General features: G+C 63.2%; 29 protein-coding genes. 14 read left to right on the forward strand and 15 right to left on the reverse strand.

All coding sequences use genetic code 11. The annotated features are described in order from the left end of the window. Positions 1-56 precede the first annotated feature (56 nt). A complete protein-coding gene (locus T5B8_RS05940) occupies positions 57-1,577 on the reverse strand; it encodes an aldehyde dehydrogenase family protein (RefSeq protein WP_353177064.1) in 1,521 nt (506 codons plus the stop codon). Between the two features lie 193 nt (positions 1,578-1,770). On the opposite strand from T5B8_RS05940, the gene adhP reads away from it, so the two are divergent. Next, positions 1,771-2,796: an alcohol dehydrogenase AdhP gene (adhP, locus tag T5B8_RS05945; RefSeq protein WP_353177066.1), complete on the forward strand. Its 1,026-nt coding sequence runs from the start codon at positions 1,771-1,773 to the stop codon at positions 2,794-2,796. Positions 2,797-2,892: 96 nt separating this feature from the next. Here the strand turns inward: adhP and T5B8_RS05950 are convergent, their stop codons facing one another. From T5B8_RS05950 to T5B8_RS05970, 5 genes are all read right to left on the reverse strand, one after another. Then, a complete protein-coding gene (locus tag T5B8_RS05950) occupies positions 2,893-4,053 on the reverse strand; it encodes a branched-chain amino acid ABC transporter permease (RefSeq protein ID WP_353177068.1) in 1,161 nt (386 codons plus the stop codon). A 13-nt stretch (positions 4,054-4,066) separates the two neighbouring features. Beyond that, positions 4,067-5,128 carry a branched-chain amino acid ABC transporter permease gene (locus T5B8_RS05955; protein WP_353177070.1) on the reverse strand — a complete coding sequence of 354 codons (1,062 nt, stop codon included), beginning with the start codon at positions 5,126-5,128 and terminating at the stop codon, positions 4,067-4,069. Positions 5,129-5,144: 16 nt separating this feature from the next. Beyond that, entirely contained in the window at positions 5,145-5,870 is a 726-nt protein-coding gene (locus T5B8_RS05960; protein WP_353177071.1) for an ABC transporter ATP-binding protein, read from the reverse strand. Further along, on the reverse strand, positions 5,870-6,676 hold the full coding sequence (locus tag T5B8_RS05965) for an ABC transporter ATP-binding protein (RefSeq protein ID WP_353177072.1): 807 nt from the start codon (positions 6,674-6,676) through the stop codon (positions 5,870-5,872). The genes T5B8_RS05960 and T5B8_RS05965 overlap by 1 nt, the downstream gene beginning before the upstream one ends. A gap of 114 nt (positions 6,677-6,790) precedes the next feature. After that, positions 6,791-8,014, reverse strand: a complete 1,224-nt coding sequence (locus tag T5B8_RS05970) for a substrate-binding domain-containing protein (protein ID WP_353177074.1) — start codon at positions 8,012-8,014, stop codon at positions 6,791-6,793. 289 nt (positions 8,015-8,303) lie between these two features. On the opposite strand from T5B8_RS05970, the gene T5B8_RS05975 reads away from it, so the two are divergent. The 6 genes from T5B8_RS05975 to T5B8_RS06000 all read left to right on the forward strand — a co-directional run bounded on the left by T5B8_RS05975 (position 8,304) and on the right by T5B8_RS06000 (position 13,025). After that, positions 8,304-8,945 carry a TetR/AcrR family transcriptional regulator gene (locus T5B8_RS05975; RefSeq protein WP_353177076.1) on the forward strand — a complete coding sequence of 214 codons (642 nt, stop codon included), beginning with the start codon at positions 8,304-8,306 and terminating at the stop codon, positions 8,943-8,945. Continuing rightward, entirely contained in the window at positions 8,942-9,697 is a 756-nt protein-coding gene (locus T5B8_RS05980) for an enoyl-CoA hydratase/isomerase family protein (RefSeq protein ID WP_353177078.1), read from the forward strand. Before T5B8_RS05975 ends, T5B8_RS05980 begins: the two co-directional genes overlap by 4 nt. Before the next feature lie 72 nt (positions 9,698-9,769). Then, positions 9,770-11,287 carry an AMP-binding protein gene (locus T5B8_RS05985; RefSeq protein WP_353177079.1) on the forward strand — a complete coding sequence of 506 codons (1,518 nt, stop codon included), beginning with the start codon at positions 9,770-9,772 and terminating at the stop codon, positions 11,285-11,287. After that, a complete protein-coding gene (locus tag T5B8_RS05990) occupies positions 11,274-11,711 on the forward strand; it encodes a MaoC/PaaZ C-terminal domain-containing protein (RefSeq protein ID WP_353177081.1) in 438 nt (145 codons plus the stop codon). The genes T5B8_RS05985 and T5B8_RS05990 overlap by 14 nt, the downstream gene beginning before the upstream one ends. Further along, positions 11,708-12,091 carry a hotdog family protein gene (locus T5B8_RS05995; protein ID WP_353177082.1) on the forward strand — a complete coding sequence of 128 codons (384 nt, stop codon included), beginning with the start codon at positions 11,708-11,710 and terminating at the stop codon, positions 12,089-12,091. Before T5B8_RS05990 ends, T5B8_RS05995 begins: the two co-directional genes overlap by 4 nt. A 4-nt stretch (positions 12,092-12,095) precedes the next feature. Then, positions 12,096-13,025 carry an alpha/beta hydrolase gene (locus T5B8_RS06000; RefSeq protein ID WP_353177083.1) on the forward strand — a complete coding sequence of 310 codons (930 nt, stop codon included), beginning with the start codon at positions 12,096-12,098 and terminating at the stop codon, positions 13,023-13,025. 54 nt (positions 13,026-13,079) lie between these two features. Here the strand turns inward: T5B8_RS06000 and codB are convergent, their stop codons facing one another. The 3 genes from codB to T5B8_RS06015 all read right to left on the reverse strand — a co-directional run bounded on the left by codB (position 13,080) and on the right by T5B8_RS06015 (position 15,962). Then, positions 13,080-14,339, reverse strand: coding sequence for a cytosine permease (codB, locus tag T5B8_RS06005; RefSeq protein WP_353177085.1), 1,260 nt, complete (start codon positions 14,337-14,339; stop codon positions 13,080-13,082). Between the two features lie 186 nt (positions 14,340-14,525). Further along, positions 14,526-15,203: a hypothetical protein gene (locus T5B8_RS06010; RefSeq protein ID WP_353177086.1), complete on the reverse strand. Its 678-nt coding sequence runs from the start codon at positions 15,201-15,203 to the stop codon at positions 14,526-14,528. A gap of 234 nt (positions 15,204-15,437) precedes the next feature. After that, positions 15,438-15,962, reverse strand: a complete 525-nt coding sequence (locus T5B8_RS06015) for a hypothetical protein (RefSeq protein ID WP_353177088.1) — start codon at positions 15,960-15,962, stop codon at positions 15,438-15,440. Between the two features lie 299 nt (positions 15,963-16,261). Between T5B8_RS06015 and modA the strand changes: the two genes are divergently transcribed. From modA to T5B8_RS06035, 4 genes are read left to right on the forward strand one after another with little or no spacing between them, the layout of a single operon-like run. Continuing rightward, the gene (gene modA / locus T5B8_RS06020; protein ID WP_353177090.1) at positions 16,262-17,059 is read left to right on the forward strand and encodes a molybdate ABC transporter substrate-binding protein; all 798 of its coding nucleotides are present in this window, start codon (positions 16,262-16,264) and stop codon (positions 17,057-17,059) included. A 6-nt stretch (positions 17,060-17,065) separates the two neighbouring features. Next, positions 17,066-17,755 (forward strand): molybdate ABC transporter permease subunit, encoded by a 690-nt coding sequence (gene modB, locus T5B8_RS06025; RefSeq protein ID WP_353177091.1) that lies wholly within the window; start codon positions 17,066-17,068, stop codon positions 17,753-17,755. Beyond that, entirely contained in the window at positions 17,755-18,855 is a 1,101-nt protein-coding gene (gene modC / locus T5B8_RS06030; RefSeq protein WP_353177093.1) for a molybdenum ABC transporter ATP-binding protein, read from the forward strand. The genes modB and modC overlap by 1 nt, the downstream gene beginning before the upstream one ends. Before the next feature lie 51 nt (positions 18,856-18,906). Beyond that, positions 18,907-19,179 (forward strand): hypothetical protein, encoded by a 273-nt coding sequence (locus T5B8_RS06035; protein WP_353177095.1) that lies wholly within the window; start codon positions 18,907-18,909, stop codon positions 19,177-19,179. A gap of 72 nt (positions 19,180-19,251) precedes the next feature. On the opposite strand, the gene moaCB is transcribed toward T5B8_RS06035, so the two are convergent. From moaCB to T5B8_RS06055, 4 genes are all read right to left on the reverse strand, one after another. After that, positions 19,252-20,172 (reverse strand): bifunctional molybdenum cofactor biosynthesis protein MoaC/MoaB, encoded by a 921-nt coding sequence (moaCB, locus tag T5B8_RS06040; RefSeq protein ID WP_353177097.1) that lies wholly within the window; start codon positions 20,170-20,172, stop codon positions 19,252-19,254. Further along, a complete protein-coding gene (locus tag T5B8_RS06045) occupies positions 20,169-20,912 on the reverse strand; it encodes a molybdenum cofactor biosynthesis protein (RefSeq protein ID WP_353177099.1) in 744 nt (247 codons plus the stop codon). The genes moaCB and T5B8_RS06045 overlap by 4 nt, the downstream gene beginning before the upstream one ends. Before the next feature lie 86 nt (positions 20,913-20,998). Further along, on the reverse strand, positions 20,999-22,201 hold the full coding sequence (locus T5B8_RS06050; protein WP_353177101.1) for an MFS transporter: 1,203 nt from the start codon (positions 22,199-22,201) through the stop codon (positions 20,999-21,001). Between the two features lie 366 nt (positions 22,202-22,567). Next, a complete protein-coding gene (locus tag T5B8_RS06055) occupies positions 22,568-22,873 on the reverse strand; it encodes a PepSY domain-containing protein (RefSeq protein WP_353177103.1) in 306 nt (101 codons plus the stop codon). 110 nt (positions 22,874-22,983) lie between these two features. Here T5B8_RS06055 and T5B8_RS06060 point away from each other — a divergent pair, with 110 nt between their 5' ends. Genes T5B8_RS06060 through T5B8_RS06070 form a run of 3 tightly spaced genes read left to right on the forward strand, consistent with a single transcriptional unit; the run spans position 22,984 to position 25,387 of the window. After that, positions 22,984-23,343: a PepSY domain-containing protein gene (locus T5B8_RS06060; RefSeq protein WP_353177105.1), complete on the forward strand. Its 360-nt coding sequence runs from the start codon at positions 22,984-22,986 to the stop codon at positions 23,341-23,343. 17 nt (positions 23,344-23,360) lie between these two features. Further along, complete coding sequence (locus T5B8_RS06065; protein WP_353177107.1) at positions 23,361-24,038, forward strand: response regulator transcription factor; 678 nt, start codon at positions 23,361-23,363, stop codon at positions 24,036-24,038. A gap of 2 nt (positions 24,039-24,040) precedes the next feature. Beyond that, complete coding sequence (locus T5B8_RS06070; RefSeq protein ID WP_353177109.1) at positions 24,041-25,387, forward strand: sensor histidine kinase; 1,347 nt, start codon at positions 24,041-24,043, stop codon at positions 25,385-25,387. On the opposite strand, the gene rpiA is transcribed toward T5B8_RS06070, so the two are convergent. Then, entirely contained in the window at positions 25,384-26,046 is a 663-nt protein-coding gene (gene rpiA, locus T5B8_RS06075) for a ribose-5-phosphate isomerase RpiA (protein ID WP_353177111.1), read from the reverse strand. The genes T5B8_RS06070 and rpiA overlap by 4 nt on opposite strands. Positions 26,047-26,091: 45 nt before the next feature. Further along, entirely contained in the window at positions 26,092-26,793 is a 702-nt protein-coding gene (locus tag T5B8_RS06080; protein WP_353177113.1) for a YggS family pyridoxal phosphate-dependent enzyme, read from the reverse strand. Positions 26,794-26,823: the final 30 nt, after the last annotated feature.

Consider the following 26,823-nt stretch of genomic DNA (forward strand, 5'->3'; position numbering starts at 1 on the left):
AAGCGGTGCGACCGAGCGCGCGCCAAGGGCGTGCGCTCGATCGTCCGCCCGAATTCCTAGAACAGACCCTGAGCCTTGGTGGAATAGCTCACCAGAAGATTCTTGGTCTGTTGATAGTGATCCAGAATCATCTTGTGGGTCTCACGGCCGAAGCCGGATTCCTTGTAGCCACCAAAGGCGGCATGGGCCGGATACTGGTGATAGCAGTTCGTCCATACGCGCCCGGCCTGAATGGCGCGGCCCACGCGATAGGTATTGTGCACACTGCGCGACCAGACGCCGGCCCCCAGGCCATAGGGCGTGTCATTGCCGATTTCGATGGCCTCGTCGATGTCCTTGAACGTGGTCACCGACAGTACCGGGCCGAAGATCTCTTCCTGGAAGACACGCATCTTGTTGTTGCCGGAGAATACGGTCGGGCGCAGGAAGTAGCCGTTGGCGAGATTGCCGTCGAGCTGTGCGCGTTCGCCGCCGGTCAGGCAGTTCGCGCCTTCGTTGTTGCCGATGTCGATGTATTCGAGAATCTTCTGGTACTGACTGCTCGAGCACTGCGGGCCCATCTGGGTCTGCGGGTCCAGCGGGTCGCCCACACGGATATTGGCCACGCGCTCGACCGCGCGCTCCATGAACGCATCAAAGATCGATTCCTGAACCAGCGCACGCGAGGGGCAGGTACAGACTTCGCCCTTGTTGAAGGCGAACAGCGCCAGGCCTTCCAGGGCCTTGTCCAGGAAGTCGTCGTCGGCGTCCATCACGTCGGCGAAGAAGATGTTCGGCGATTTGCCGCCCAGCTCCATGGTCTGTGGAATGAGGTTGTCGGCCGCGGCATGCAGGATGCGCCGGCCGGTGGTGGTTTCGCCGGTGAATGCGATCTTGGCGATACGCGGGCTGGAAGCCAGGGCATTGCCCACCTCGCCGCCGGGGCCGAAGACCACATTGAGCACGCCGGGCGGTAGCAGGTCGCCGACCAGGTCCATGAGTACGGCCATGCTCATCGGCGTATTCGAAGCCGGTTTAATCACCACACAGTTGCCGGCCGCCAGGGCCGGTGCGAGTTTCCAGGCGCCCATGAGCAACGGGAAGTTCCAGGGGATGATCTGGCCGACCACACCCAGCGGTTCGCGAAAATGATAGGCCACAGTGTCGTGGTCGATCTCACCGATCGACCCTTCCTCGGCCCGAATACAGCCGGCGAAATACCGGAAATGATCGGCCGCCAGCGGGATGTCGGCATTGAGCGTTTCACGAATGGGCTTGCCGTTGTCGCGGGTTTCCACGCGTGCGAGCAGCTCCAGATTGTCGTCGATGCGCTGGGCGATCTTGTAGAGCACGTCGGCGCGTTCGGCCGGCGATGTCCGTGCCCAGGCCGCGCGTGCGCCGTGTGCGGCATCGAGTGCGCGTTCGACATCGGTAGCATCGGATTGGGCGACTTCGCAGAGCACGCTTTCGTCGATCGGGCTTTTGTTGGTGAAGTAGCGGCCCTTGTTCGGGGCGCGCCATTCGCCGCCGATGAAATTATCGTAGCGCTGGCGCAGGTTTTGCTGTTCGAGTGTGCGGGGGTCGACCTTTTCGTCCATGACGTCGCTCCTGAGCTGAAATGGAGGCTGTCCGCGCCGTCGGCCGATCGCTGATCGCCGATCGATTGGGTCGCGCGAACTGATTGTCATGACTATGGCGCGCCCCGATTGACCCACGGGTTGATCTGGATCAACCCGTGCACGGCGTGCGGCGCTAGATTCGGGTAATGGTTTGAACCCGAAAGGCGCAATCATGGCCAAGAAGATGAAAGCGGCCGTCGTGCATCGCTTTGGCGAGCCGTTGACGATCGAAGAAGTGGATATCCCCACGCCCGGGCGCAACGAAGTGCTCGTGCAGATCAAGGCGACCGGCGTGTGTCACACCGATCTGCATGCGGCCAACGGCGACTGGCCGGTCAAGCCCAACCTGCCGCTGATTCCCGGCCACGAAGGCGCCGGCGTGGTGGTTGAGGTCGGTGAAGGCGTCAGCCATCTCAAGGAAGGGGATTCGGTCGGTATCGCCTGGCTGCACGATGCCTGTGGTGCCTGTGAATACTGCATCACCGGCTGGGAAACACTCTGCGAACAGCAAAACGACAGTGGCTATAGCGTCAACGGCAGCTTTGCCGAATACGCCATCGGCCATGCCGACTATGTCGGCCGGCTGCCCGACGGCGCCGACTATGTCCAGATCGCCCCGATTCTGTGTGCCGGCGTGACCACCTATAAAGGCCTCAAGGAAACCGATGCCAGGCCCGGCGAATGGGTGGCCATTTCCGGTATCGGCGGATTGGGGCATGTCGCCGTGCAATATGCCAAGGCGATGGGTTTCAAGGTGGTCGCCCTCGATGTGGGTGAGGACAAGCTGGCGCTGGCGCGTGAACTGGGCGCCGATGTAGCAATCAACGCGCGCGATGAAGACGCGGTCGATCAGGTCATGACCGCGACTGGCGGCGGCGCGCACGGCATGCTGGTGACCGCGGTTTCGCCACCGGCGTTCTCGCAGGCCCTGCACATGGTGCGGCGCAAGGGCACGATCGCCATGGTGGGCCTGCCGCCCGGCGAATTCCCCACGCCGATCTTCGATGTCGTGCTCAAACGCATCACCCTGCGCGGCTCGATCGTGGGTAGCCGCAAGGATCTGAGCGAAGCACTCGCCTTTGCTGCCGAAGGCAAGGTCAAGACCCACGTGCACGAAAAACGCCTGGAAGACATCAACACCATTTTCGAGGATCTCGAGCACGGGCGTGTGGACGGGCGCATCGTGGTCAAGTTCTGACGTATTAGAGTTCAGGGAGAACGCGTATCGATCGGGCGCTGGGGCAAAGCGCCCGGTCGATACGGCGTTTTGTGCGTACGCTCTCGCTGCCGGTTGTCAGTTCCGGCGTTTTGCGCGCTTCGCGGACCAGATTCGCAATTGGCCGACGATGCCCGAGGGGAAGAAATAAACGCTCAGGATGAACAGCAGGCCGAACCAGAGCAGCCAGCGATCGGGATTGATCAGTTCGGCGAGCAGCGTATCGGCGGGAACGAGTGCGTCGAGCTGCTTGAGCAGATCCTGCAGATAGTTCTGGGCCAGCAGAAAGAGCACGGTGCCGATGATTGCCCCGTAAAGCGTGCCCATGCCGCCGATCACGCACATCAACAGAATGAAGATCATCAGTTCGAAGTTAAGCGTGTTTTCGGGGTTCACGTACCGATTGAGCAACGCGAATAACACCCCGGCCACGGTGGCCAGCAGGGCGGATACGACGACCACGGCGGTTCGATACAGCACGGTGCGATAGCCAAGCGCCTGGGCTCGGAATTCGTTTTCGCGAATGGCCTGCAGTACGCGCCCGAACGGCGAATTGACCATCCGCAGCAGGAAAATGAAGACCGCGATCATGGTTGCGAAGGCGATGTAGTAAGTCAGATGTCGCCCACTCAAGCGCACGCTGAAAAGCGCCTCCTCGAAAGCCTGGCCGGTCTCGCCGGGGCTGGAGAGCGCGCTACCGATAAAACCGAAGATATTGAAGCCGGGCAGCTTGAAGTCGAATGGGCGAAACGCCGGCCCCAGTTCGCGCGGGCTGCGTACGGCCAACCCGTCTTCACCGCCGGTCACGTTGTAAAGCTGGGTCACCAGGCTCAGGAACGCGAAGGCCACGGCAAGCGTGACGAGCGCGAAGAAAATGGCCTTCACGCGTAGCGACAGCAGGCCGAGCAACAGCGACAGCAGCAAACTCGCGACCAGCGCGCCGCCGATGCCGATGAGCAGGGTGCCGTAGCCGCTGCCGTAATGATCGCTGGCGATCGCGATTCCGTAGGCGCCGATGCCGAAGAACATCGTATGTGCGAACGATACGATATGGGTATAGCCGAGCATCAGATCGTAGGATGCGACGACGATAATGAATACGCACATCATGCCGAGCATGGAAAACGTGCGAATGCCGTCGAACAGGAACGGCCCCAGCGCCAGGCACAGAAGAATCAGGACCAGCGCCGTGGTCAGAAGCCGGCTGCGTGGGTAGTCGCCGGAAAGCAAGCGGTTCAAAACGGCGGCTCCTCTAAAGTTTGATGACCGGGATCAGCCCCTGCGGGCGCCACATCAGCACGGCGACCATCAACGCGACCGTCGCGACCGCGGCCAGGCGGGGTTCGAGGTAGCCGACATAGAGGTTGATCAGCCCGACGAGCACCGAGCCGTAGAAACAGCCCTTGATCGAACCCAGCCCGCCGAGAATGATGACCACGATCACGGAGATCATCAGCTCGTCGCCCATATGCGCGGTGATGATTTCCCGATACATCGCCCACATGGCGCCGCCGAGGCCGGCCAGCGCAGAGCCGGCGATGAATACGCCAAGAAACAGCAGCCGAATGCGATAGCCCTGGATCTCGACCATTTCGCGGCTCTCGACGCCGGCACGAATGAGAATGCCCACGCGCGTACGCTCGATAATCCAGATCAATAACCCGTAGATGGCCAGTCCGAGCACGACCGCGATCAGGCGATATTTCTCCAGTGCGATGCCGCCCGCCACCGGTAGCCATTCCGGCAGGAATACCGCCCCCTTGAGCGCGTCAGGGCGGGGGACCGGTAGTTCGTTCGGGCCCCAGACGACCTGAATCAGCTCCATGATGATGATCGAGCCGCCGACGGTGACCAGTATCTGTTTCAGATGGTCGCCATAGACCGGGCGAATGATCAGCCGCTCGAACAGCAGTCCGAGCAGGCCGGCGACGACCAGCGCGAAGCCGAATGCCGGCAGAATGGCGATGAGGTTCATCCACAACGAGGGCTGACTGGCCTGCGTGCTGAGCCAGAGCAGTACGCTCGCACCGGCGAATGCACCCAGTGAAATGAAGGCGCCGTGGGCCAGATTGAGCACGTTCATCAAGCCGAAGGTCAGCGTCATGCCGGAGGCCATGAGAAACACCATCGCGCCCATGGCCAGCCCGCTTATCGTGAGTACCACCCATATGCGCGGCTCCATCAACGCCAGTGCCCCGAGCATCATGGCGAGCAGGATGAAAATATGGGGCTTGTCGCGTCGAAAGGCATGAAAGCGCGCCATGGGGCCTACGCGCCCGGCCGGTTCATCGATACGCACGTCGTCAGCCGCCATGCCTAGGCTCCTGTCTTCATTGATGTTCGCCCATACCCAGCCCTAACAACTGGTGCTGCAGCTCGTCGTTGTGGGCGAGTTCGGCCATCGCGCCGGACCAGACCACGCGGCCGTCGTTCATGACGGCGGCGGACTGGCCGAGCCGGCGCGAGAAGTTGAAGTTCTGTTCGACCAGCAGGATGGTGACCTGCTGACGCTTGAGCTGTTCGAAGGCATCGGCGAGGTCGTCGATGATGGCCGGCGCAAGCCCCTTGGTGGGTTCATCGATCAGCAACAGTTCCCGCGGCTCGATAATGGCGCGGGCGATAGCGAGCATCTGTTTCTGCCCGCCGGACAGATTGCCGGCCGGTTTGTCCCAGAATTTCTTCAGCGGCGGAAACAGATCGACGATCCATTCCAGCCGAGCCGGGTCCATGGCCCCGCCGATCGCGGCGAGAATCATGTTCTCGCGAACCGTGAGCAGGCTGAAGATGCCCATGTTTTCCGGTACGAAGGCGATACCACGGCGCACGATACGCGGTGTGCTCTGGCCCGTGATCGGTTGGCCCTGAAAGCGGATATCCCCGGCGGTGACGGTGGTCAGCCCCATGATCGTGCGCAGCGTCGTGCTCTTGCCGGCGCCGTTGCGCCCGAGCAGCATGGTCAGTTCGCCTTTGGGCACGACGAGGTCGACCCCGTGCAGGATATGGTATTGGTCGATATCCGCGCGGACCTGCGTTAATGAAAGCAACGCGTCGCTCATCAGGCATGACTCCCGGCGGCAGATTGCTCGGGGCTGGCGCCGAGATAGACCTGCTGGACCACGGGCGAGGCGATTACCTGTGCGGGTTCGCCGGCGGCGACCAGTTCGCCGTTATGCAGCACCACAATGCGATCCGATAACGAACGGACCACGTCCATCTTGTGTTCGACCAGAAGGATGATCTTGTTCTGGCGCTTCTTGATATCGGCGATCAGGTCGAGAATGACCGGGACTTCGTCGACGCTCATGCCGGCGGTCGGTTCGTCGAACATGAATACCTCTGGTTCGAGCGCGAGCAGCAGGGCCACTTCCAGCTTGCGCTGGTCGCCGTGGGGCAGGTTGGCTACCGGCGTGTCGGCGCGTTTGCCGAGGTTGACCTGCTCGAGATAGGCGACAGCGCGGTCGCTGATGTCACGTCGGCCGGCGGCCATCTGCCAGAAGATATGGCCGATGTGGTAGCGCGATGCCACCGCGAGGCGCACGTTCTCCAGCGCGCTGAGCCCTGGGAACAAATTGGTAAGTTGGAAGGCACGCCCCAGGCCCTTGTCGGCACGCGCGGGCGCGCCGAGTGCGGTGATGTCTTCGTCGAACAATCTGACGCTGCCCGACGTAGCCGTGAGCTGGCCGGAAATGAGATTGAACAGGGTGGTCTTGCCCGCGCCGTTCGGGCCGACGATTGATGTCAGCGTGCCAGCATGAAAGGCGCAGGACACCTTGTTAACCGCGGTATGCCCACCAAAGGTGATGCTCAGATCGCGGATTTCGAGACCCGACTGATCCGGCGGCGCGGCTTGCGAATCGGGCATCGACGTATCGTTCGCCACGTCGGAATCATTTGGTTGCATTGCTTGTCCGCCGATCGTCTGGTCGCGGCGTGAAGGCGCCATGCCGTGGCGCCTTCACTGCCTTGCGATGCCGCTTCAACGGCCGTTACGTACCGGAATATCCATTTCGTCCGCTTCGATTACGCGGACCAGGGTGGGTACGCCGGCCTCGACGGTGCGATCGGCAAACCAGTCGTCGCGTTCTTCGACCTTCATGCGAAAGTGATACATCTGCTGCATGGCCTGATGGTCGGCAGCGCGGATATTCATCGGCCCCTTCGGGGTATCGAAGTCGAGGCCCTCAAGGGCTTCGATGAGGTCCTCGGTGTCGGTCGAGCCGTTCGTCTTACGAATTGCCGCGGTAATCGCCATCGCCTGGGCAAAACCCTGGGCGGTGAAGAAGTCCGGTGCGGCATTGAAACGCTTCATATGCTGCTCGACGAACCAGTCGTTGATATCGTTATCCGGCGATTCGAAATAATAGAAGCCTGCGCCCTCCATACCGGGGAATTCGGCGTAGCTCACCAGGGCCGGCAGGATGTTGCCGCCGGTGGCGAGCTTGATGCCGAAGCGGCTGGGCTTGAGATCCTGGATACGACTGAGCGGGTTCGCGCTGCCGGCCCAGATGGCGAAGATGTATTTGCCCTTGTCGCAATCGCTGCGATCCTTGAGTGCCCCGAACAGCCGTTGCGCGGCTGCGGTGAAGTCCGTCGCATCCGTGGGCAGATATTCTTCGTGTACGACCTGGCCGCCTTCGGCCTGCATGGCTTCCTTGTAGGCAGCGACGCCGTCGCGCCCGAAGGCATAGTCCTGGGCGATCGTTGCCACGCAAACGCCTGGCGCGCCGAGGGCGACGGCATTCGAGACCGCATCCTGAGATGAGTTGCGGCCCACCCGGAACACGTAGCGATTCCAGTCCTTGCCGGTAATCGCGTCGGCGACACCTTCCGGCATGATCACGCGCTCGTACATCTGCGCGATCGGCAGCGTGGCCAGTGCAACGCCGGACGATACCGGCCCGACGACGATATGCGCATCGTCTTCGGCATAGGCTTCTTCAACGAGTGCGCGGGCACGGGCCGGGTCGAGCTGTGTGTCCTTGTCGATGATCTCGATCGAACGGCCTTCGATTTCCATCGAGCCGTCGGTGGCATATTCGAAACCCATCTTCATGCCCACGCGAAGCTGTTCGGCATACGCCGATAAGGGCCCCGTGAAACCGGTGACATGGGCGATACGAATGGAGTCGGCCGCCAGCGAAGCGGGCGTGGCGACGACCGAGGCGAGGGCGAATGCAATCGCTGTAATGGAACGCTTCATCGGATCTCCTTGATTTATTGGCCCCCGCCGGGGGCGCTGTGTTGTATCGAAAAGCGCTGGAAGTAAATATGACACCTCAGTCACGTTTGGGCAAGCGGTTTGGCCGATCGGTTAGCGAACCCGCGCGAACGGCTTGATTTTATTAAAAGTTAAATAAAATCAATAATATAAAGGAAAAAAGCGCCACAATTATGCGGCGACGGCGTTAACTTGTTGACGAAATTAGTCAAGCTGACTTAGGTTATAAGTGACGAGTGAGTCAGTATTCATTCAACCAAGGTTGCTTTCGATGCCCATAGGTCATGCTGATGCCGCGGCCCCATCCGGCCCGGGCGCGCCGAAGACGGCGCGCGGCGCGCGTACGCGTGCCCGCATACTCAAGGCAGCGGAATCGACCTTCGGCTCGCTGGGTTATCACCGGGCCGGCGTGAGCGACATCACGCGTGATGCCGGTGTCGCACAAGGCACGTTCTACAACTACTTCGCGGGCAAGGAAGAGATCCTTCGCGAGCTGGTGCGCGATATGGGCCATCAGGTGCGTGCGCGCCTGGCTGCGGAAGTCGTCCATGCGCGCGATCGACTCGAGGCCGAAGAGAAAGGCCTGCGCGCCTTCCTCGAATACCTGCACGACAATCCGTACCTCTATCGCGTGCTGCAGGAAGCGCAGTTCGTCGACGAGTCGATTTATCGCGAATATTACGAAGCCTTCGGCCGTGGCTATCTGCGCATGCTCGCCGATGCCACGCGCAAGGGCGAGATTCGCTCGGGTAACAACGAAGTCCGGGTCTGGGCATTGATGGGCATGGCGAACTTTCTGGGCTTGCGCTATGCCCTGTGGGACGACGACGTGCCTTTCGACGACATCGTGGCCACCATTTCCGATCTGTTTCGACATGGCCTTGCGATGGACGGGCAGGAAAGAAACCCATGAGTGCGGTACGGACCCGTATTGAAGACGGTATCGCGCGCCTGACGCTCAATCGGGCGGAACGCCATAACGCACTGGTGCCGGAGTTGCTTCGTGCAATACGAGATGGCCTTGCCGACGTTCGCGAATCCGATGCGCAAGTCCTGATTCTGGATGCCAGCGGCCCGTCGTTTTCTACCGGTGGCGACGTGGCTGCTTTCTACGACACCCGCCGTGCCAACCGAAAGGCCTATGCACAGCAGGTGGTTGGCGAACTCAACGCCACATTGCTCGATCTGCTCGATATGCCGGTCCCGACCGTGGTGGCCGTTCATGGCATGGTCACGGGCGGTTCGGTGGGTTTGGTGCTGGCCTGTGACATCGCCGTGGTAGGCGATGGCGCCAGCTTTGCGCCCTGGTACACCGTGGTGGGCTTCAGCCCCGACGGCGGCTGGACAACCTTGATGCCCGAACGCATCGGCCGTGCCCGGGCACTGGATATACAGCTGACCAACCGCGTCGTCGATGCCGACGAGGCCTATCGCCTGGGGCTCGCGCAGTATCGCGCGGGCGCGAGCGACACCGGGGCACATACACTGGACGTGGCGCGCGTCATCCGTGCCGCGCGCCCTGGCAGTGTCGGCCACACCTTGAGGCTGACGCGACCCGATCGAACCACGGTCGCCGCCGGTCTCGAAGCCGAATACCGGTCCTTTCTTGAACAAATCGACAGCGCAGAAGCGGACCGCGGCATGGGCGCCTTTCTCCAACGCTAACGTTATTTTGCGGTGGCGATTTGATCGGCGGCGGTGTTGCGCAATAGAAGAACAACGACGATGGAGGCAGACATGCAGATGTTCGACCTGCTTGCCCACCGCGCCCGGGTCACGCCGGAGCGGCCGGCGCTGGAGGATCTGGAAAGCGGCGAACGCTATGACTACGCCGGTTTGAACGAAAGGGCGGCGCGTCTCGCTGGGGCCGCTCGCGAGCATTGGGGGCTGGAAGCAGGCGACCGTCTTGCCTATCTGGGCCACAGCCGGGCCGAGTTCTTTGCCATGTTGTTCGGTTGTGCCAAGGCCGGCTTGATCCTCGTGCCGTTGAACTGGCGCCTGGCGGTGCCGGAGCTAACCGTGCTCATGGACGACTGCACCCCGCGTGCACTGATTTTCGGCGCGGAGTTCGGTGACGCCGCGGTTGCGCTTGCGCATCAGCAGCCGGACTTGAAGCTCGTGGCGCTCGACGGGGCCGCTGGCGAGCAGCGCGATTATCAGCGTGATCTGGCCGATACCACCCCGCAGCTGAGCGCGCATCCGGACAAGGATGCCGACACGCCCTGGTATCTGCTCTATACGTCGGGCACCACCGGCAAACCGAAGGGCGTGATTCAGACCTTTCGCATGATGATGGCCAACTATTTCAATATTGGCTTGGCGGTAGAACTGACAAGCAGCGATGTATTGCTCAATGTACTGCCCCTGTTTCATACCGCCGGGATAAATCTGTATTCCTCGGCCGTATTTCTGGTCGGTGGCTGTGTACTGGTGCCGCGTAGCTTCGAGCCGGATCAGGCGCTACGGGTACTCGAGCAAAGAGCCACGGTTTTCTTCGGGGTGCCGGCGGTTTATCAGGCCCTGCTGGCGCAGCCTGGTTTCAGCGGCGAGCGGCTTAAGTCCGTGCGTTCCTGGGGTTGCGGCGGCGCGCCGCTTTCACTGCCGATTGCAAAACAGTATGTCGATGCCGGTATCCATGTGCGTACCGGTATGGGGATGACCGAGACCGCCCCGACCGTCTTTTTGCTCGACGAAGACAGGGTAATCGAAAAGATCGGTTCGGTCGGCCGTCCGCAGCTGCTGACCGAAGTTCGTATCGTCGACCTGGCCGGTGACGATGTCGGCTGTGACGAAGCGGGCGAACTCTGGATTCGCGGCCCCAATATCACCCCTGGTTATTGGGGCCAGCCCGAGGCGACCGCACAGGCCATCGACGAACAGGGCTGGCTGCATAGCGGCGATATCGCCCGGCGCGATGCGGATGGCGATTATTTCATCGTCGATCGCCTGAAGGATATGTATATCTCGGGCGGCGAAAACGTCTATCCCGCGGAGGTCGAATACGTGCTGGGCCAGCACGAGGCGATCACGGAGGTGGCGGTGGTCGCTGCGTCGGATGAGCGCTGGGGCGAAGTCGGCGCTGCCTTCTACGGTGTGAGGCCGGGCGCTCCGACGCCGGATGCCGAAACGCTGCGCGCGTTCTGTCGCGATCGTCTTGCGGGCTACAAGGTGCCCAAGACGTTCACGCAGGTGGACGCGTTGCCACGCAATGCCCTTGGCAAGGTCACCAAACAGGTGCTGCGTGAGAATACGTGACGATATAAGCGCTCAAGCGCTCGACAGCTGCCGGCCGGGTACGCGGTTCGAGCGTGAACTGATACTCACACAGGCCGACTTCGATGCATTCGCCGAATTGAGCGGCGACCATAATCCGATCCATGTCGACCCGGTTTATGCCGCGGCCAGCCGCTTTGGCGCCACCGTATCTCACGGCATGCTGTTGTTCGGGGCGGTACGGGCATTCGTCGACGCCATCTATGCGAACAGCCGGTTGCAGACACAGACGCTCAAGTTTCCGGCACCGGCCTATGCCGACGAGCCGCTACGCATCGAGCTCATCAGCGAAGACGGGTCCGACGCCGATGTCCTGACGCTTGCGACCCGGGTTATGAAGGCGGACGGACAGTTCTGCCTGGACGGCGTCTGCATGGTTTTGCCGCCGACAGGGGATAGCCGATGAGCGAACAACAGATTCCGCGCTTCGATGCCCTGGCCGTCGACGATCGGGCAACGACCACACGCTGTTTTACGGCCGCGGATATGCAACGGTGGTGCGAAACCATGGCGCTGGCCACAGCCCCTTCGCAGGTGCCCGAACCGCTGGTCGCGGCGCTGTTTTCTTATTTGCTGGGCGAAAAGTTGCCCGGGCACGGAACGAACTATCTCAAACAGGACATGCAATTCGAGTGCATGGCGCGTATTGGCGAAACACTGACTGTCGAGGTGTGTGTCAGCCGCCTGCGGCGGGACAAAGCGCTGGTCGATCTTGATACCACGTGTACTGGCAGCGACGGGCGCATGATCTGTGCCGGTCGGGCGCTGGTCCTCTTTGCGTGCTGATCGGATGCTCGATTCACGACTTGGGGCCTGGCTGGAACAGGTGAATCGGCATACTGCGCAATCGGACGACATCGAAAGCGCGGCCGCGCCGGAGGCGGTACGCCGCAATCTCGAAAAGATGACGGCCCAGTTTGTCAGTGCCGGGCCGGACGTGGCCTGGGTCGAAGATCGTTTCGTCGAAGCCCTCGGCAGGTCGGTCGGCGTGCGCTTGTACGATCCGGCGCCGGGGCGCGCGAAGCCTGTTGCAGCGTTCCTGCATGGCGGCGGCCATATGGCCGGAAGCGTTGCCGTCTACGATCCGATCTGTCGCCGTATCGCCCAGGCCAGCGGTTGGCTGATCGTATCGGTCGAGTATCGGCTCACTCCCGAGCATCCCTACCCGGCAGGGCTGGATGACTGTCTGCATGTGGTGCGGCATATCTGGCCCCTGCTGGAATCCGAGGATCGGCTGTTCGAACGGCGCCTCGCGCTTGTGGGCGATTCCGGGGGCGGGGCGTTGGCTGCGACGATCAGTGCTGCTGCTCAGCATGATCCGACGCTAGCCATCGATACCCAGGTGTTGATCTACCCGAGCCTCGATTACACCCTCGATCAGGCCTCGGTTAACGACAACGGCCAGGGCTATCTGCTCGAGCGAGCCCGTATGGTCTGGTATTTCGATCACTACTTTCAGCAGCACGAGGATCGCCGTGCCGTGTCGCCGTTGTATCTGCCGATCACGCCGGATTTGCCGGCCACGCTGGTGATCAGTGCCGGCTATTGCCCGTTACGCGACGAGTCGATGGCCTATGTCGAGCGCCTAGCCGCTAACGGCGTGTCGTACCGGCATCGACATTTCGCCGACATGATTCATGCCTATCTCAATCTCGAAGCGCTGGTGCCCGAGGTCTGTGCCGAAACGTATCGCGAAATCGGTCGCTTCCTGTCGCGGTAAGGCGAACGCCGCCGGCATCTTGTCGATGCCGGGCGAGCGAGCGCAGCCGGTCGACTATTCGGCAGTGGCGGCGCGGCGACCGGCGAGCTGGCCGAATCCGGAGCTGGCCGCGAGATAAGCGACGAACGCGCTGAGGACCGCGTTGACCGGCGGGATGCCCGGCAACAGGTTGGCGGCGGCAAAGCCGACCGCCCACGACCCGACGGCGATCCAGTTCACTGGCTTGAGATCGGCCGCGGCCAGAGCCGGGTAGTGGCGACGCGCGATGATGAAGAAGTCGGCGATCAGAATCGCGCCGATGGGCGGCAGGGCCGAACTGAGAAACGACAGCCAGCCGACGAAGTTGTTGTACAACCACAGGGCAGCGAGCGTGCCGATCGTGCCGTTGACGATCACGATCCAGTGTTTGGGTAGGCGGGTGATGTTCGCAAAGCCGAGTGAGGCGGCGTAAAGGGCGTTGTCGTTGGTTGTCCAGATATTGAGCCCGAGCACCAGGATGGCCGGCAGAATCAGCCCCTGGGCGAACATGACCTGGGAAATATCGGCTTCGCTATAGACGAGTGCGCCCACCGCACCAAAAGTGAACATCAGTGAGTTGCCGAGAAAGAATGCGATCAATGTCGTGCTCACGCCGATTGTCGGGCTGCGGGCAAAGCGCACGAAATCCGGGGTAAGTGTGGCGCCACTGATGAACGAACCGATACAGGCGGTCAGCGCTACGGCAAGCGTGATCGGGTCGTCCGGCGTGATCGCGGCCAGTGCATTGATGCCACCGGCTTTGCCGACCGCCATTGCGACCGACATGTTGCCCAGCACGAAAATCGCCGGCACGGCGATAAAGCTGAGAATGGTGAGGGCCTTGAAACCGACCCACGCCGTAGCGGTCATGAGCACGCCGCCGATGGCGATCAACAGGTAGATATTGATCCCGGTCGCTGCTTCGATCGGCAACGCAAACATCACCACACCTACGCCGAACCAGCCGACCTGGGTGCCGCCGAGCAGAAACGAGGGCAGCCAGGAACCGCGCACGCCAAACGCATAACGGCTGAGCAGATGCGTGGACAGGCCGGTACGGCTGGCGATGAAGGCCAGCAGCACCGCATAGAGCCCCAATACCAGATTACCGGCGAGCACCACGCTGGCGAATTCGAACAGGGTCAGCCCTTTGCCGAGGGTGCCGCCGGCCCACATGCTGGCTGAAAAGAACGTGAAGCCGAGCATGACGGCAAGCATGGTCCAGAAGCCACGCCGCGCGCCGGCCGGGACGGCAGAGAATTCGAAATCCTGAAAATCGTGTTCGGTATGGGCCATCGTGAATCGGTAGCGTGAGCGAGGAGATACATTGCGTCGTGGCCATGCACGACACCGGGTTTGCACCATGACAGCGCAGTGCCCGCCGTATTATCCCCGAGTTACAGGGCGAGCCGAAGCTGAGCAAGGCCCATGCCATGATCGAGTCGCACGGGCTTTGGCTGCCGCCGATCGCCTGGGCAGCGGTTATGCGGTATCGATCGGCCGGCGTGTCGCGGGTGGAAAGCGCAGATCGAAGCCATCCGCATACACCCCGATGCCCAGCGCCTGCGACCCAATATCCGGAAAGCCGCTATCGTGCGGGATGTCATGGTTGCGCAGGCGCGCGAAGCGCCCGCGCGTGCTTGCCTGGATCACGGTGCGGTAAAAATGGCCGTGCCAGGGTTGTTCGAGCGTATGCCATGCGCTCGGCAGCATGCCGGTGCCCAACGGTAGACGCGGCCCGTGACGGCTCAAGGCCAAGGTCAGTGGTGCATGACCGGGCAGCTGGACACGAACACGCTCGCTGTGGGCGTCGTGCGCGAGTGTGTCGAAGGATTCCAGGCGCTTGGGCAGGCCCCAGTTGCGCTGGCCGTTATCGACACTGGCCTGGGTCGATACCCAGATATGCGTAATCGCGGCGGTCGCGCGCTGACCGATATCGAAGCGGCCCGGGCACAGCAACAGTTCCCGGTAGGGGCCGACGTTCGAGCTGGCGTAGTCAACCACCATCAACACACCCATGCCGCCGCGGGCGCGCCCGGCCAGTGCCGGCATATCCTGGGCACAGATTTCGCCGAAGGCCGGCGAGCAGGACAGGGCGATGACATAACCGCGCCCGGACAGCTGCCAGGGCGCCGGTACCGCATGATTGGACTCGTTCATATCGCCTCGCAAGCCGTGCGTATCGTTGACGCGCGTGCGCGATAAGCGGATTCGCACAAATAGTTGCTAGAGCATATCAGCGAGCCGGCTTACAGGGCCCGGCCGTTGCGGCCGTGTGCGCTGCCGCCGGGTAGGTGCAGCACATAAAAAAGGCAGCCCGCAGGCTGCCCTTTATCAGTCCAGCTTATCAATCCGGCATTGGGAGATCGTGGTCGATCTCTGCCGGATGGCCGATTACATGTTCGAATCGTCCTGCTGGCTGAGCTCGTCGGCGCTGGTGCTACCGCTTTCACGCATGCCGGTTTCGCCGCCCACGCTGTTGCCGTTGCCCATGGTGTCGCCACCGGACATGGTGTCCTGGTGGCCCATGTCTGCGTCGTTGGACATCGAGCCGTGGCTTTGGCCCTGGGGCTGACCCTGGCGGCGGTTGTCGTTGGAAAGCGTACCTTCGTTGGACTGCTCGGCATTGTAGTCCGCGCTGCCCTGCTGGCCTTCGCTGCTACCGTAGCTATCGTCACGCGTCTGACTCTGGCCGCTGAGCGTGCCTTCGTCTTCTGTACCGCTTTCGACGGCCATGCCGTTATCGCTGTTCATGCCGGCTTCGGCGGACAGGCCCGAATCCGTATTGGTGGACGCGTTGGCGCTGGTGTCGGCGCTACCGCTGGTTTGGGCGGCAAAAGCGGCCGGCGTGAAGCTGATGACGCCGGCGACCACGAGCGAGGTCAGAACGGACGGGGTAAAATTCTTGATGGAACGCATACTGCAACTCCTGTTGATGTCGTTTCCCGAACTCAAAATGGATCGTCGGGGGCAGCGTACCGGTGCGTTTTGAATGGCGACTGAACGAAGCCTCGCACCGCAACGTGATGACACGGTGGATACTAGAGACGGCACGCGCGATACGACATCCGCAATTACACGCAGCCGGAAATCGTCCCCAGGTAAACGCGAGGGATCTACACAACCATTTGTAGGGTTATGGGATATTTTATCGGCCGATCGGTAATGTTGGTTTTTGAGTTCGTCGACTTTGGACATGGGTATGACGAGGTGAAGGCATGAATACCTATCGCCGCCTGTGCGGGTTGGCTGGCGCCGTCGTGCTGACGCTTTGTCTGGGCCTGGCGGTCACCCCCGCGTTTGCACACAACGATCGCGTGCTCGTATTTGCCGCCGCCAGTCTGAAGAATGCGATGGACGGTGTCGTCGACGCCTATACCGGCGAGCACGATACGGATATCCGGGTCAGCTATGCCGGCAGTTCCACCCTGGCGCGCCAGATCGAGCAGGGCGCGCCGGCCGATATCTATGTGTCGGCCAACCGCCGCTGGATGGACCGGCTAGAAGCAAACCACGCGATTCGCGCCGACTCGCGTTTCGACTTGTTGCGCAATCGCCTCGTGCTGATCGCGCCCCGTGTGAGCGATATCACGCTCGAACTCGAACCTGGCGTCGATATCCGCGCCGCACTGGGGGGTAACGGCTATCTGGCGATGGCCAATACCGATGCCGTACCGGCCGGCATCTACGGCCGGCAGGCGTTACAGTCGCTGGGGGCGTGGTCGGCGTTACAGGGGCATATCGCCCAGGCCGACGATGTACGCGCCGCGCTGGCACTGGTTGCGCGCGGCGAGACGCCGCTGGGCGTGGTCTATGCCAGCGATGCCGTGGCCGAGGATCGGGTGCGCGTGGTGGCCCACTTTGCCGAGGATAGCCACGATCCCATCGTTTACCCGGCGGCGCTGCTCGCCGATGTCGACAACCCCTCGGCCGAGCGGCTTTTGCGTTTCATGCGGGGCGATCGTGCGCGTGCGATCTTCGAGCGCTGGGGTTTCGTCGTCGTGCCTGCCGATTGATCCACGATGGTCGATCCCGCCACGCTCGAAGTGCTGTCGCTAAGCCTGTGGGTCGCCACGACCGCGGTGCTGTTCAGCCTGATCCCGGCGCTGGCGGTCGCCTGGTTTCTCGCCCGTTCGCGTTGGCGCGGCAAGATGCTCGTCGACGCGTTGGTGCATCTGCCGCTGGTCATGCCGCCGGTGGTCACCGGCTATCTGCTGCTGATCGCGCTTGGGCGCAACAGCGTGCTCGGCGCATGGCTGGCCGACACCGTCGGGCTGGTGTTCGCCTTTCACTGGACCGGTGCGGCGCTGGCCGGGGCCATCATGGGTTTTCCGCTGCTGGTACGGCCGATTCGGCTTTCGCTGGAAGCCATCGATCAACGCGTCGAGCACGCAGCGGCCACGCTGGGCGCAGCGCCGCTATGGGTGGCGCTCACGGTGACCCTGCCGCTGGCGTTGCCGGGCGTGATCGCGGGGCTGGTGCTGGCCTTCGCCCGGGCGCTGGGTGAATTCGGTGCGACCATTACCTTCGCCTCGAATATTCCGGGCGAAACGCGCACCCTGCCGATCGCGATCTATACCTTCATCCAGGTACCCGGCGGTGAAAGCCGGGCGGCTTGGTTGATTCTGATATCGGTAGCGGTATCGCTGGCCGCGCTGGTGGTGTCCGAGCTGATCGCGCGCCGGGTCAAACGCCTGCAGGCAGCGGCCTGATGCTGGCGCTCGACATCACACACCGGCAGGGCGATTTCACCCTGGAATGCGCGTTCGAAAGTGATGCGCGGGTTACCGGTCTGTTCGGCCCGTCGGGTGCGGGCAAGAGTAGTCTGCTGCGCATCATGGCCGGGCTCGTCGTCCCCGATCACGGGCGTATCGAACTGGCCGGCCGGTGCGTGTTCGATAGCGCGGCCGGTGTGCATGTGCCGGCCCACAAACGCCGCATCGGCTATGTCTTTCAGCGTGCGCGGCTGTTCGCGCATCTCAACGTTCGCCACAACCTCGGCTACGGGGCCTGGTTCGCGCGCGCAAAGCCGGGTCGTGCACGCTTCGAGCAGATCGTCGACATGCTCGATATCGGCCCGTTGCTGGGGCGCCGGGTCGCCGGGCTGTCCGGCGGCGAGCAACAGCGCGTGGCGATCGGGCGGGCGCTGTTATCGAACCCGTCGTTGTTGTTGCTCGACGAACCGCTGGCCTCGCTGGACGCGGCCCGGCGTGACGAGGTGCTGCCCTATCTCGAACGTCTGAGTGCGAGCGCGGAACTGCCGATCGTGTTCGTCAGCCATCAGCTCGACGAACTGCTACGCCTGGCCAACCGGCATGTGGTCGCGATGCGCGACGGGCATATCCTATTCAGCGGTGCGACCGCCGAGTTTCTGGCTCGCCCGTCCCTGCTGGGCGCCGAGCAGGCTCGGGACGCGGGTGTGCTGTTGCGTGCGCAGGTGCTCGCCCAGCTAGGCGAGCACGGACTATCCGAGCTGACCTGCGCGGGGCAGTCGTTGTATGTGCCGCGGGTCGCATATCCGGCCGGGGCGGCGATTACACTGCATGTACGCGCCCGCGACGTCATGCTCGCCCGTGAACGGCCGACCGGTATCAGTGCCTTGAATGTGCTCGCTGCGCGTATCGATCGTCTCGTGGCCGATGGCGACTATGCAGTCAATGTGCATATGCGCGTGGGCCACCAGCCGCTGGAAGCGCGGATTACACAGCGCTCGGCCGAGGCGCTGGCGCTCGCGCCGGGCCAGACCATTCATGCCGTAATCAAAAGTCTCGCCCTGGCCGAACAGGCATGGGAACGGCTGGGTGGACTCTAGCTTCAAACTTTCTGCTAGATTCAAGACGCCTGTCTTCCTACGGAGAGGAAAATGAAGAAAGGGTTGTTTGCAGCCGTTGCGGTGGCGCTGACCGCTGTGCTGTGTGCGCCGGCGTTCGCGCAGCAGTCGGAAACGATGAGTTCGAAATCCGCGGACGCGGCCAAGGCCGGGGAATTGCCGCTGGACAAGGTCTGTCTCCAGCGCAGCGATATCTACAGCGCAGGGGCCGTGGTCACGATGAACGAAAAGCCCTACGTCTGCAAAATGGACAAGAACGCCGGTACGGGCGCCTTGAGTTGGGTGCCCATGGAAGCCGAGGGCTAAAGCGCCGGCTTGATGGGATAAGTGTCGATGTATTAACCGCCGGGCAATGACGGCCCGGCGGTTTTTATCGCTTCAGCCGGCGTGGCCGGCAAAACGCTGGTGGATTTCGAGCACGTGCACGATGCTCGGCAGCAAGGCCGCCAGGGTTTCCTCGGCGCCGGCGCGGCTGCCCGGAAACGTGAGTACCAGCGACTGCTGGGCAAACCCTGACACCCCACGCGACAACACCGCATAGGGTGTGCGCCGCTGGCCGAAGGCGCGCGCGGCCTCCATCAGCCCGGGCATGGCCGTGGTCAGACGTGGCGTGACAGTTTCGACCACGCGATCCTTGGGCCCGATTCCAGTACCGCCGACCGTAATGATCAGCTGCGTGCCGTTGGCGATGGCGGTATCGAGTGCGTCGCCAACGCGGGTCTCGTCGTCGGGCAGTATCTGATAATCCAGGGGTTCGAACCCGGCCCCGGCGAGGCCGTCGGCGACCTGGCGCCCGGCCGTATCCGGTTTGTGGCCGTCGGCCACCGGATCGGACACCATCAGCACACAGGCCGACAGTGGTCGCTTGAGGTGGCGCTTGAAGTGGCTCTTGCCGCCGGTCTTGTCCAGCAGACGCGTCTCGCCGATCGCCAGTTCTTCGGGTTCGGCATAGGGCTTGAGCATGTCATAGAGGGTGAGCGCGGCCATGCTGGCCGCGGTCAGCGCTTCCATTTCCACGCCGGTGGGGCCGATCGTATGCACCTCGGCTTCGATCACCACGCGCTCGGCCTCGATATTAAAATGCACCTCGGCCGCATGAATCGGCAGCGGATGACACAGCGGCAGCAGTTCGTCGGTGCGCTTGGCCGCGAGAATACCGGCGATACGGGCGCTGGCCTGTGGGTCGCCCTTTTCGGTATCCCGCTCGGCGATCCGCTGCAGGCAATGCGCGGGCGCATAGAAGCTGGCCGTGGCTGTCGCCGAGCGGAGTGTCTCGGGCTTCATGCCGACATCTTTCATGATTGCGGTCCTTGTTCGCGCGCGTTATCTGCAGCGCGTGGCCGTTCCGGCTGGGGCACTTCCGTACCTTCCAGATAGGCGCTGCTGCCGTCGGCATAGTATTCGTTCTTCCAGACTGCGACCCGCGCCTTGAGTTCTTCCAGCGCGTAGCGCGCCGCCTCGAATGCAGCCTCGCGATGCACCGCGCGTACCACCACATACACGCTGACCTCGCCCAGACCCAGCCGGCCGGTGCGATGCTGGATACGACAGGCGTGTGCCTGGAATTTTTCTATCGCCTCGGCTTCGATATCGGCCAGGGTGCGCGCGGCGAGCGGCCCGTAGGCAGAATAATCCATGGATGTGACTTCGCGGCCGGCGTTATTCAGACGTACCGTGCCGCCGAACACCACCAGCGCGCCGCACTCGGGGTTGTCGGTTTCGGCCATCAGGGCGTCGAGATCAAGCGGTTCGGCGGTTAGGTGGGCGGTATCGGCTGGCGGTTGGCCGCCGGAGACCGGCGGAATTAGTGCAACCTGGTCGCCATCGGCCAGCGGTGTGTCGGCAGCCAGCAGCGTATCGCCACGCGCGCAGGCCGTACGCGAGAGCAGATCGGCCGCGCCGGGAAACTGGCGCTGGGCCTCGGCAATCAGCTGGGCCGGCGTATACGGCGCACTCACCGGTAACGCCAGTGCGGCCGCGCCCATGCGCGCCTCGAGCTCGCCGAAGCATTCCAGGTTCACGGTAATGGCATCGCTCATGGTCGACTCATCAAGCAGGTAAGGCGCAAAGGCTAGAGTCTGACAGGCGTGGCGGCAATGCGCGGAAACCCGGGTCCATGCGACGCTCAGCGTTCGGGCTCGGCGCGACGCGTGGCGCGCCACTCGGTGCACCAGAACGCCAGCGCACAGCCTTCCAGCAGGGCAGCGACTGCCAGCGCGCCCGGCCAGCCGCCCGCTTCATAGGCAATGCCGGACACCAGCGAACCCAGCGCGCCGAATAAAAAGAACGTGCCCATGTACGCGGTGGTGATCCGGCTGCGCGCGTCCGGGCGCAGGGTGTAGATGGTGCTCTGGTTGAGAATCTGCACGCCCTGTACGCCCAGATCCATGAGCAGCAGGCCGGCGATGATCGCGCCCAGACTGTGCGGGTTCAGGCCCATGAACACGAATGACGCGCAGGCCATACACAGGAACGCGCCGGTCGCCAAGCGTGCGTAACCCGCGTCGTGGAATCGCCCGGCCAGCGACGCCCCCAGCGCACCGGCTGCGCCGAACAGGCTGAACAGGCCGATGGTGGTTTCGCTGTAGTGATAGGGCGCATCCGCCAGCAGAAACGGCAGTACGGTCCAGGTGATGGTGAAACCGGCAAAGCCGAACGCGCCGTAGACGATACGTCGGCGCAGCAGCGGTTCTTCAACCAGCAGCGCGCCCACCGAGCGCAGCACCTGGCCGTAGCGCAGGGCGTTGGCTGGCGGGCCGTTATCGGGCAATACGCGCCATAGCACCACGGTCTGGGCCAGCATCGCCAGCGCCGCGCAGCCGAACACGGCGCGCCAGCCGGCGATATCCGCCACGATGCCGGCAAACGCGCGCGCCAGGAGAATGCCGATCAGCAGTCCGCTCATTACGCGTCCGACCACCGCGCCGCGTTGCATGGGCGCGGCGAGCGTGGCCGCCATCGGCACCATGATCTGGGCCGAGGTGGCCGCCAGCCCGATCACGAAACTCGCGAGCACGAAATACCCGAAGGCCGGCGAAAGCGCAGCCGCGGCCAGCGCCAGTGCGGTTACCAGACACACCAGCGTGATCAGGCGACGACGATTGAAGAAGTCGCCCACGGGCACGATGAACACCAGCCCGGCCGCATAGCCGAGCTGGGTGACGGTGATGATGCTGGTCGCGCCCGCCGAGGAAATATCGAAACTGCGGGTAAGCAGGTCCAGCAACGGCTGGGCATAGTAGATGTTGGCGACCGACAGCCCGCAGGCCACGGCCATGCACCAGGCCAGCGGCGCCGACGGGGTGAGTTCGCTGTGTTCGTGGGTCACGGCGTGCGGGCCTCGTGAAAAAGGAGGCGGATTCTAACGCTGTATTGCACAGCGGTGGGGTTACGGCACCGCGAACCCGGATGGATTCGCCCGTGTCGTCGAAATAGCCGGCAAACGATGCCGCCGCAATGCTTGAGCGCCCGTGCGCGGTGGTTGGGCCGTCTGCGCGCTGTAACCCGCCCAGCGGGCATGTTCTTGCCGGATTACGCTTGGCTAATCCCTCCACGCTGGGATTCGGGTCAGGCGGCTTTTAGGGCGTTCAGTGGTGAACGCGAATCAGGTGTGGCCGGCGCATGAAAAAGGCCCGCCTGAAAGCAGGCGGGCCGATTGCCGCGAGGCGGCGAAACGCTGCGATCGGGCGATCGATCAGTCGTCGTCGCGCTCGCTACGCAGGATCTCGCCGCTGTTGGCGTCGATCGTGAGTTCCACGCGCTGGCCGGCCGGGTCGGTGGCCTCGACGTCGTAGCGGTCCAGATCGCGGTCGATTTCGTCGATCTGGGTGTAGTCCTGGCTTTCGAGCATTTGTACGACGTCGGCGACCGACTTCATATTGGCATCGGCGTTCGTGTTGGCGTTGGCGTTGGCATCGTTCTGGGCGAACGCCACGGCCGGGCCGACGGTCAGCGCGGTGGCCAGGGCGAGGGTAGCGATACGACGGTTGCGATGGGACATGGTGTCCTCCTTGGTTGAGTTCGGCGCCGAGTGTGGGGCCGCGCTGTCGAATGCATGGTGAATACCGTGTTCATCGCCAATTAATCAGCGCCGCGTCGACAATAGGCGCCATGTCACGCTGGATGATCATCTGCCTGTCCTGTGTATGCGCCGGCGTATTGCTGCTCGGCGCGAGTGCGGCGCTGCATGCCGACGATGTCGATGCCGAGCAGGCACGCCGCGCGCGCGCCGCCGGCGACATTGCGCCGCTGGAACAGCTGTTCGACAAGGTCGAGCGCGAATGCCGTGGCCGTTTCGTGGAAATGGAACTCGACGAGGACGACGGCCAGTGGACCTACGAGATCAAGCTCATCGGCCCGCACGGCGATGTCGCCGAACTGGAATACGATGCCGCCGATCTGCGCCTGCTCGAAGCCGAAGGCCGGCATCTGGATGCGTTGGAATGCGTGCCGCCCGGCACCCCGGACTGACCTCGAAGAGTTCCCCTATGAGACTGCTGGTTGTCGAAGACGAACCCACGCTGTGCGAGCAGCTGTTCGAAGCCTTGAGCGAGGCCGGTTATGCCGTGGATATCGCCCGGGACGGCGAGGACGGTGCCTATCGCGGTGCCACCGAGCCCTATGACGCAATCGTGCTCGATCTAGGCCTGCCGCGCCTCGACGGGCTGAGTGTGCTGCGTGGCTGGCGCGGCGACGACATCAACGTACCGGTGCTGGTGCTGACCGCGCGCGGCGAATGGCATGAAAAGGTCGACGGCATGGATGCCGGTGCCGACGATTATCTGGCCAAGCCTTTTCGTATGGAAGAACTGCTCGCGCGTTTGCGGGCGTTGATCCGCCGCGCCAGCGGCATGGCCTCGCCGGTGCTCGAAGTCGGCGATGTGAGTCTGGATACCCGCAGCGCGCGGGTCGCGGTGGCCGGACGCCCGGTCAAGCTCACCGGCCACGAATATCGGGTGCTGGCTTATCTCATGCACCATGTCGGCGAGGTGGTATCGCGTAGCGAGCTCATCGAGCACATCTATGCGCAGGACTTCGATCGCGACTCGAATACCATCGAAGTCTTCATCCGGCGGCTGCGCCAGAAACTCGACAACGGCGCGATCGTGACCGTGCGCGGCTTCGGCTATCGCTTCGAGGCGCAAACGCAGCGCGCGAGCGGCTGAACATGGGTCGCGCTTCGCTACAGCGGCGTCTGTTCGTGGGCGCGGCCATCTGGATCGTGCTTGCGCTGGTGACCACGGCGGTGGTGCTGTCGGTGCTGTTTCGCGACCATCTGGAAAACGAACTCGCCCGCCGTCTGGATGCGGATTTCCTGCAGCTGGTGTCCCAGTTCGATGTCGATGCCCAGGGGCGGCTGCTGCACCCGGTGGCGATGAGCGATCCGCTCTATCAGCGCGTACTGTCCGGGCGCTACTGGCAGATCGAGCGCGCCGGAGCCGTGAGCCTGCGTTCGCGCTCGCTGTGGGATGCCCGTCTTGAAACCAACACGCAGCACAGCGGCGATCGTATCCGTATGAACGGCCCGCGCGGCCAGCCACTGTTGGCTGTGGTGCGCCAGATCACGCTACCCAATGTCGACGAGCCGCTGCTATTGACCGTGGCCGCGAGCCTGGCGCCGGTCGACGCTGCGGTGGCCGATTTCCGGCGCACCACGCTGATCGCACTGGGCGTGCTGGCGGCGGGGCTGATTCTCGCGGCCGCGTTGCAGGTGCGCCTCGGACTGCGACCGCTGGGTCAGTTGCGCGGCGAGCTGGCGCGGATTCGTGCCAATGAGGCCACCCGTCTATCCGGCGACTACCCAGCCGAGGTCGCGCCGCTGGTGGCCGATCTCAACAGCGTGCTGGCCCATAACGAAACACTCATCGAGCGCGCGCGCCGGCAGGCGGGCAATCTGGCCCACGCGCTGAAAACGCCGCTATCGATTATCGACAACGAAGCACAGCGCATGGGCCAGGACGGCGAAACCCGCCGTGCCGCACGCCTTGGCCACGAGGTCGTGGCCATGCAGCGTCATATCGACTGGCATCTGGCGCGTACCCGTATCGCCGGGCGCGCGGGCCATGGTCTGGCCACGCCGGTCGACGAGGTCATGGCCCGGCTGCAACGCACCTTGCAGCGGCTCTATGGCGATCGCGGCGTGATTATCGAAATCGAGACCGACCCGGCGGTTCGCTTTGCCGGCGAGCAGCGCGATCTCGAACAGATGCTGGGCAACCTGATGGAAAATGCCTGTAAATGGGCCCGTGGGGTCGTGCAAGTGAGCGCGACGGCCGATGCCGACACGCTGGTATTGCATGTCGACGACGATGGCCCCGGCATGCGTGGCGACCAGCGCGAACAGGCGATCCAGCCCGGCCAGCGCTTCGACGAAACCGTGCCCGGTTCCGGGCTGGGGCTTGCGATCGTCAGCGATCTGGCCGAGGCCTATGGCGGCGAACTGATACTTGAGCGCGCCGGGTTGGGTGGGCTGTCGGCCCGCCTGCGGTTACCGAAATCTGCAGGCGGGGCCTAGCGCGTATGCGTCTGCACGCCGCCGGCGGCGGCCACGATCAGCACATCGGCGGGGCGGCGCGCGAACAGGCCGACCGTGACCACGCCAGGCAGGGCATTGATCGTATCCTCGAGTTCGATCGGGTTCATGATCTCGAGGTTGTAGACATCGAGAATCGGGTGGCCGTTGTCGGAAACGAAACCGGCACGCAATTCCGGTTCGCCGCCGAGCTTGACCAGCGCCCGGGCCACGCTCGATCGACCCATTTCGATGACCTCGACGGGTAGCGGAAAGCGCCCCAGCAGATCGACCTGCTTGGATTCATCGACCATGCAGATGAATTTGCGCGACGCGCCGGCGATGATCTTTTCGCGGGTAAGCGCGCCGCCGCCGCCCTTGATCAGTTCCAGGTGTTCGTTGGCTTCGTCGGCGCCGTCGATATACACGCCCAGTTCGCCGGCGCTGTTGAGATCGATCACATCGAAACCGGCCGCGCGCAGGCGTTCGGTGGAGGCGTTCGAGCTGGACACACAGCCGGGGATGTCGGGCTTGCGCTCGCCGAGTACGTCGATGAAATGATTGACCGTCGAGCCCGTGCCCACGCCCAGATATTCGCCTTCGCTGACGTATTCGTAGGCGGCTTCGGCCGCGGCGCGCTTGAGATCGTCCTGTTTGCCCATTAAAGCTTTCCTGCTTGCGTGTCGAGAATAAAAGCGTGAGTGAAATTATCGGTCGCGGGCGCCGAATATATCGGTGCCCACGCGTACATGCGTCGCACCTTCGGCAATCGCGGCCTCGAGATCGGCGCTCATGCCCATCGACAGGGTATCGAGCGTATGGCCGCGCTCGTTGAGGCGTTGCATGAGTTCGCGCAGCGCGGCAAAGGGTTTGCGCTGGCTGGCTTCATCGTGGCTGGGCGCCGGGATGGTCATCAGTCCGCGCAGTTTGACGTGGTCGAGCTCGACGATCTGATCGGCGAGTTCGGCGACCGCGTCGGGGGCGAGGCCGGATTTGCTGGCTTCGCCGTCGATGTTGACCTGGATACACAGATTCAGCGGCGCGAGGTCTGGCGGACGCTGGTCGGACAGGCGGCGCGCGATCTTGAAACGGTTGATGGCATGCACCCAGGAGAAATTGGATGCGATATCACGGGTCTTGTTCGACTGAATGTCGCCGATAAAGTGCCAGAGGGGTTCGCGCGCGGCCAGCGCGTCGATCTTGGCGAGGGCGTCTTGCAGATAGTTCTCGCCGAAATCGCGCTGGCCGTGATCGAGCGCATCGCGCACGCGCGCGACCGGTTTGGTCTTGGATACCGCGACCAGCGTGATATCGGCCGGATCGCGATGAGCGGCGTGCGCGGCGCGCGCGATGCGTTCGCGGACTTTATCGAGCGCGTCGGCTACGGATGGGGTTGAATCGGTCGACATGGAAACAGTATTCGTTCGGCTGCGTTGGGT

Source organism: Salinisphaera sp. T5B8, assembly GCF_040361255.1.
GTDB lineage: Bacteria > Pseudomonadota > Gammaproteobacteria > Nevskiales > Salinisphaeraceae > Salinisphaera.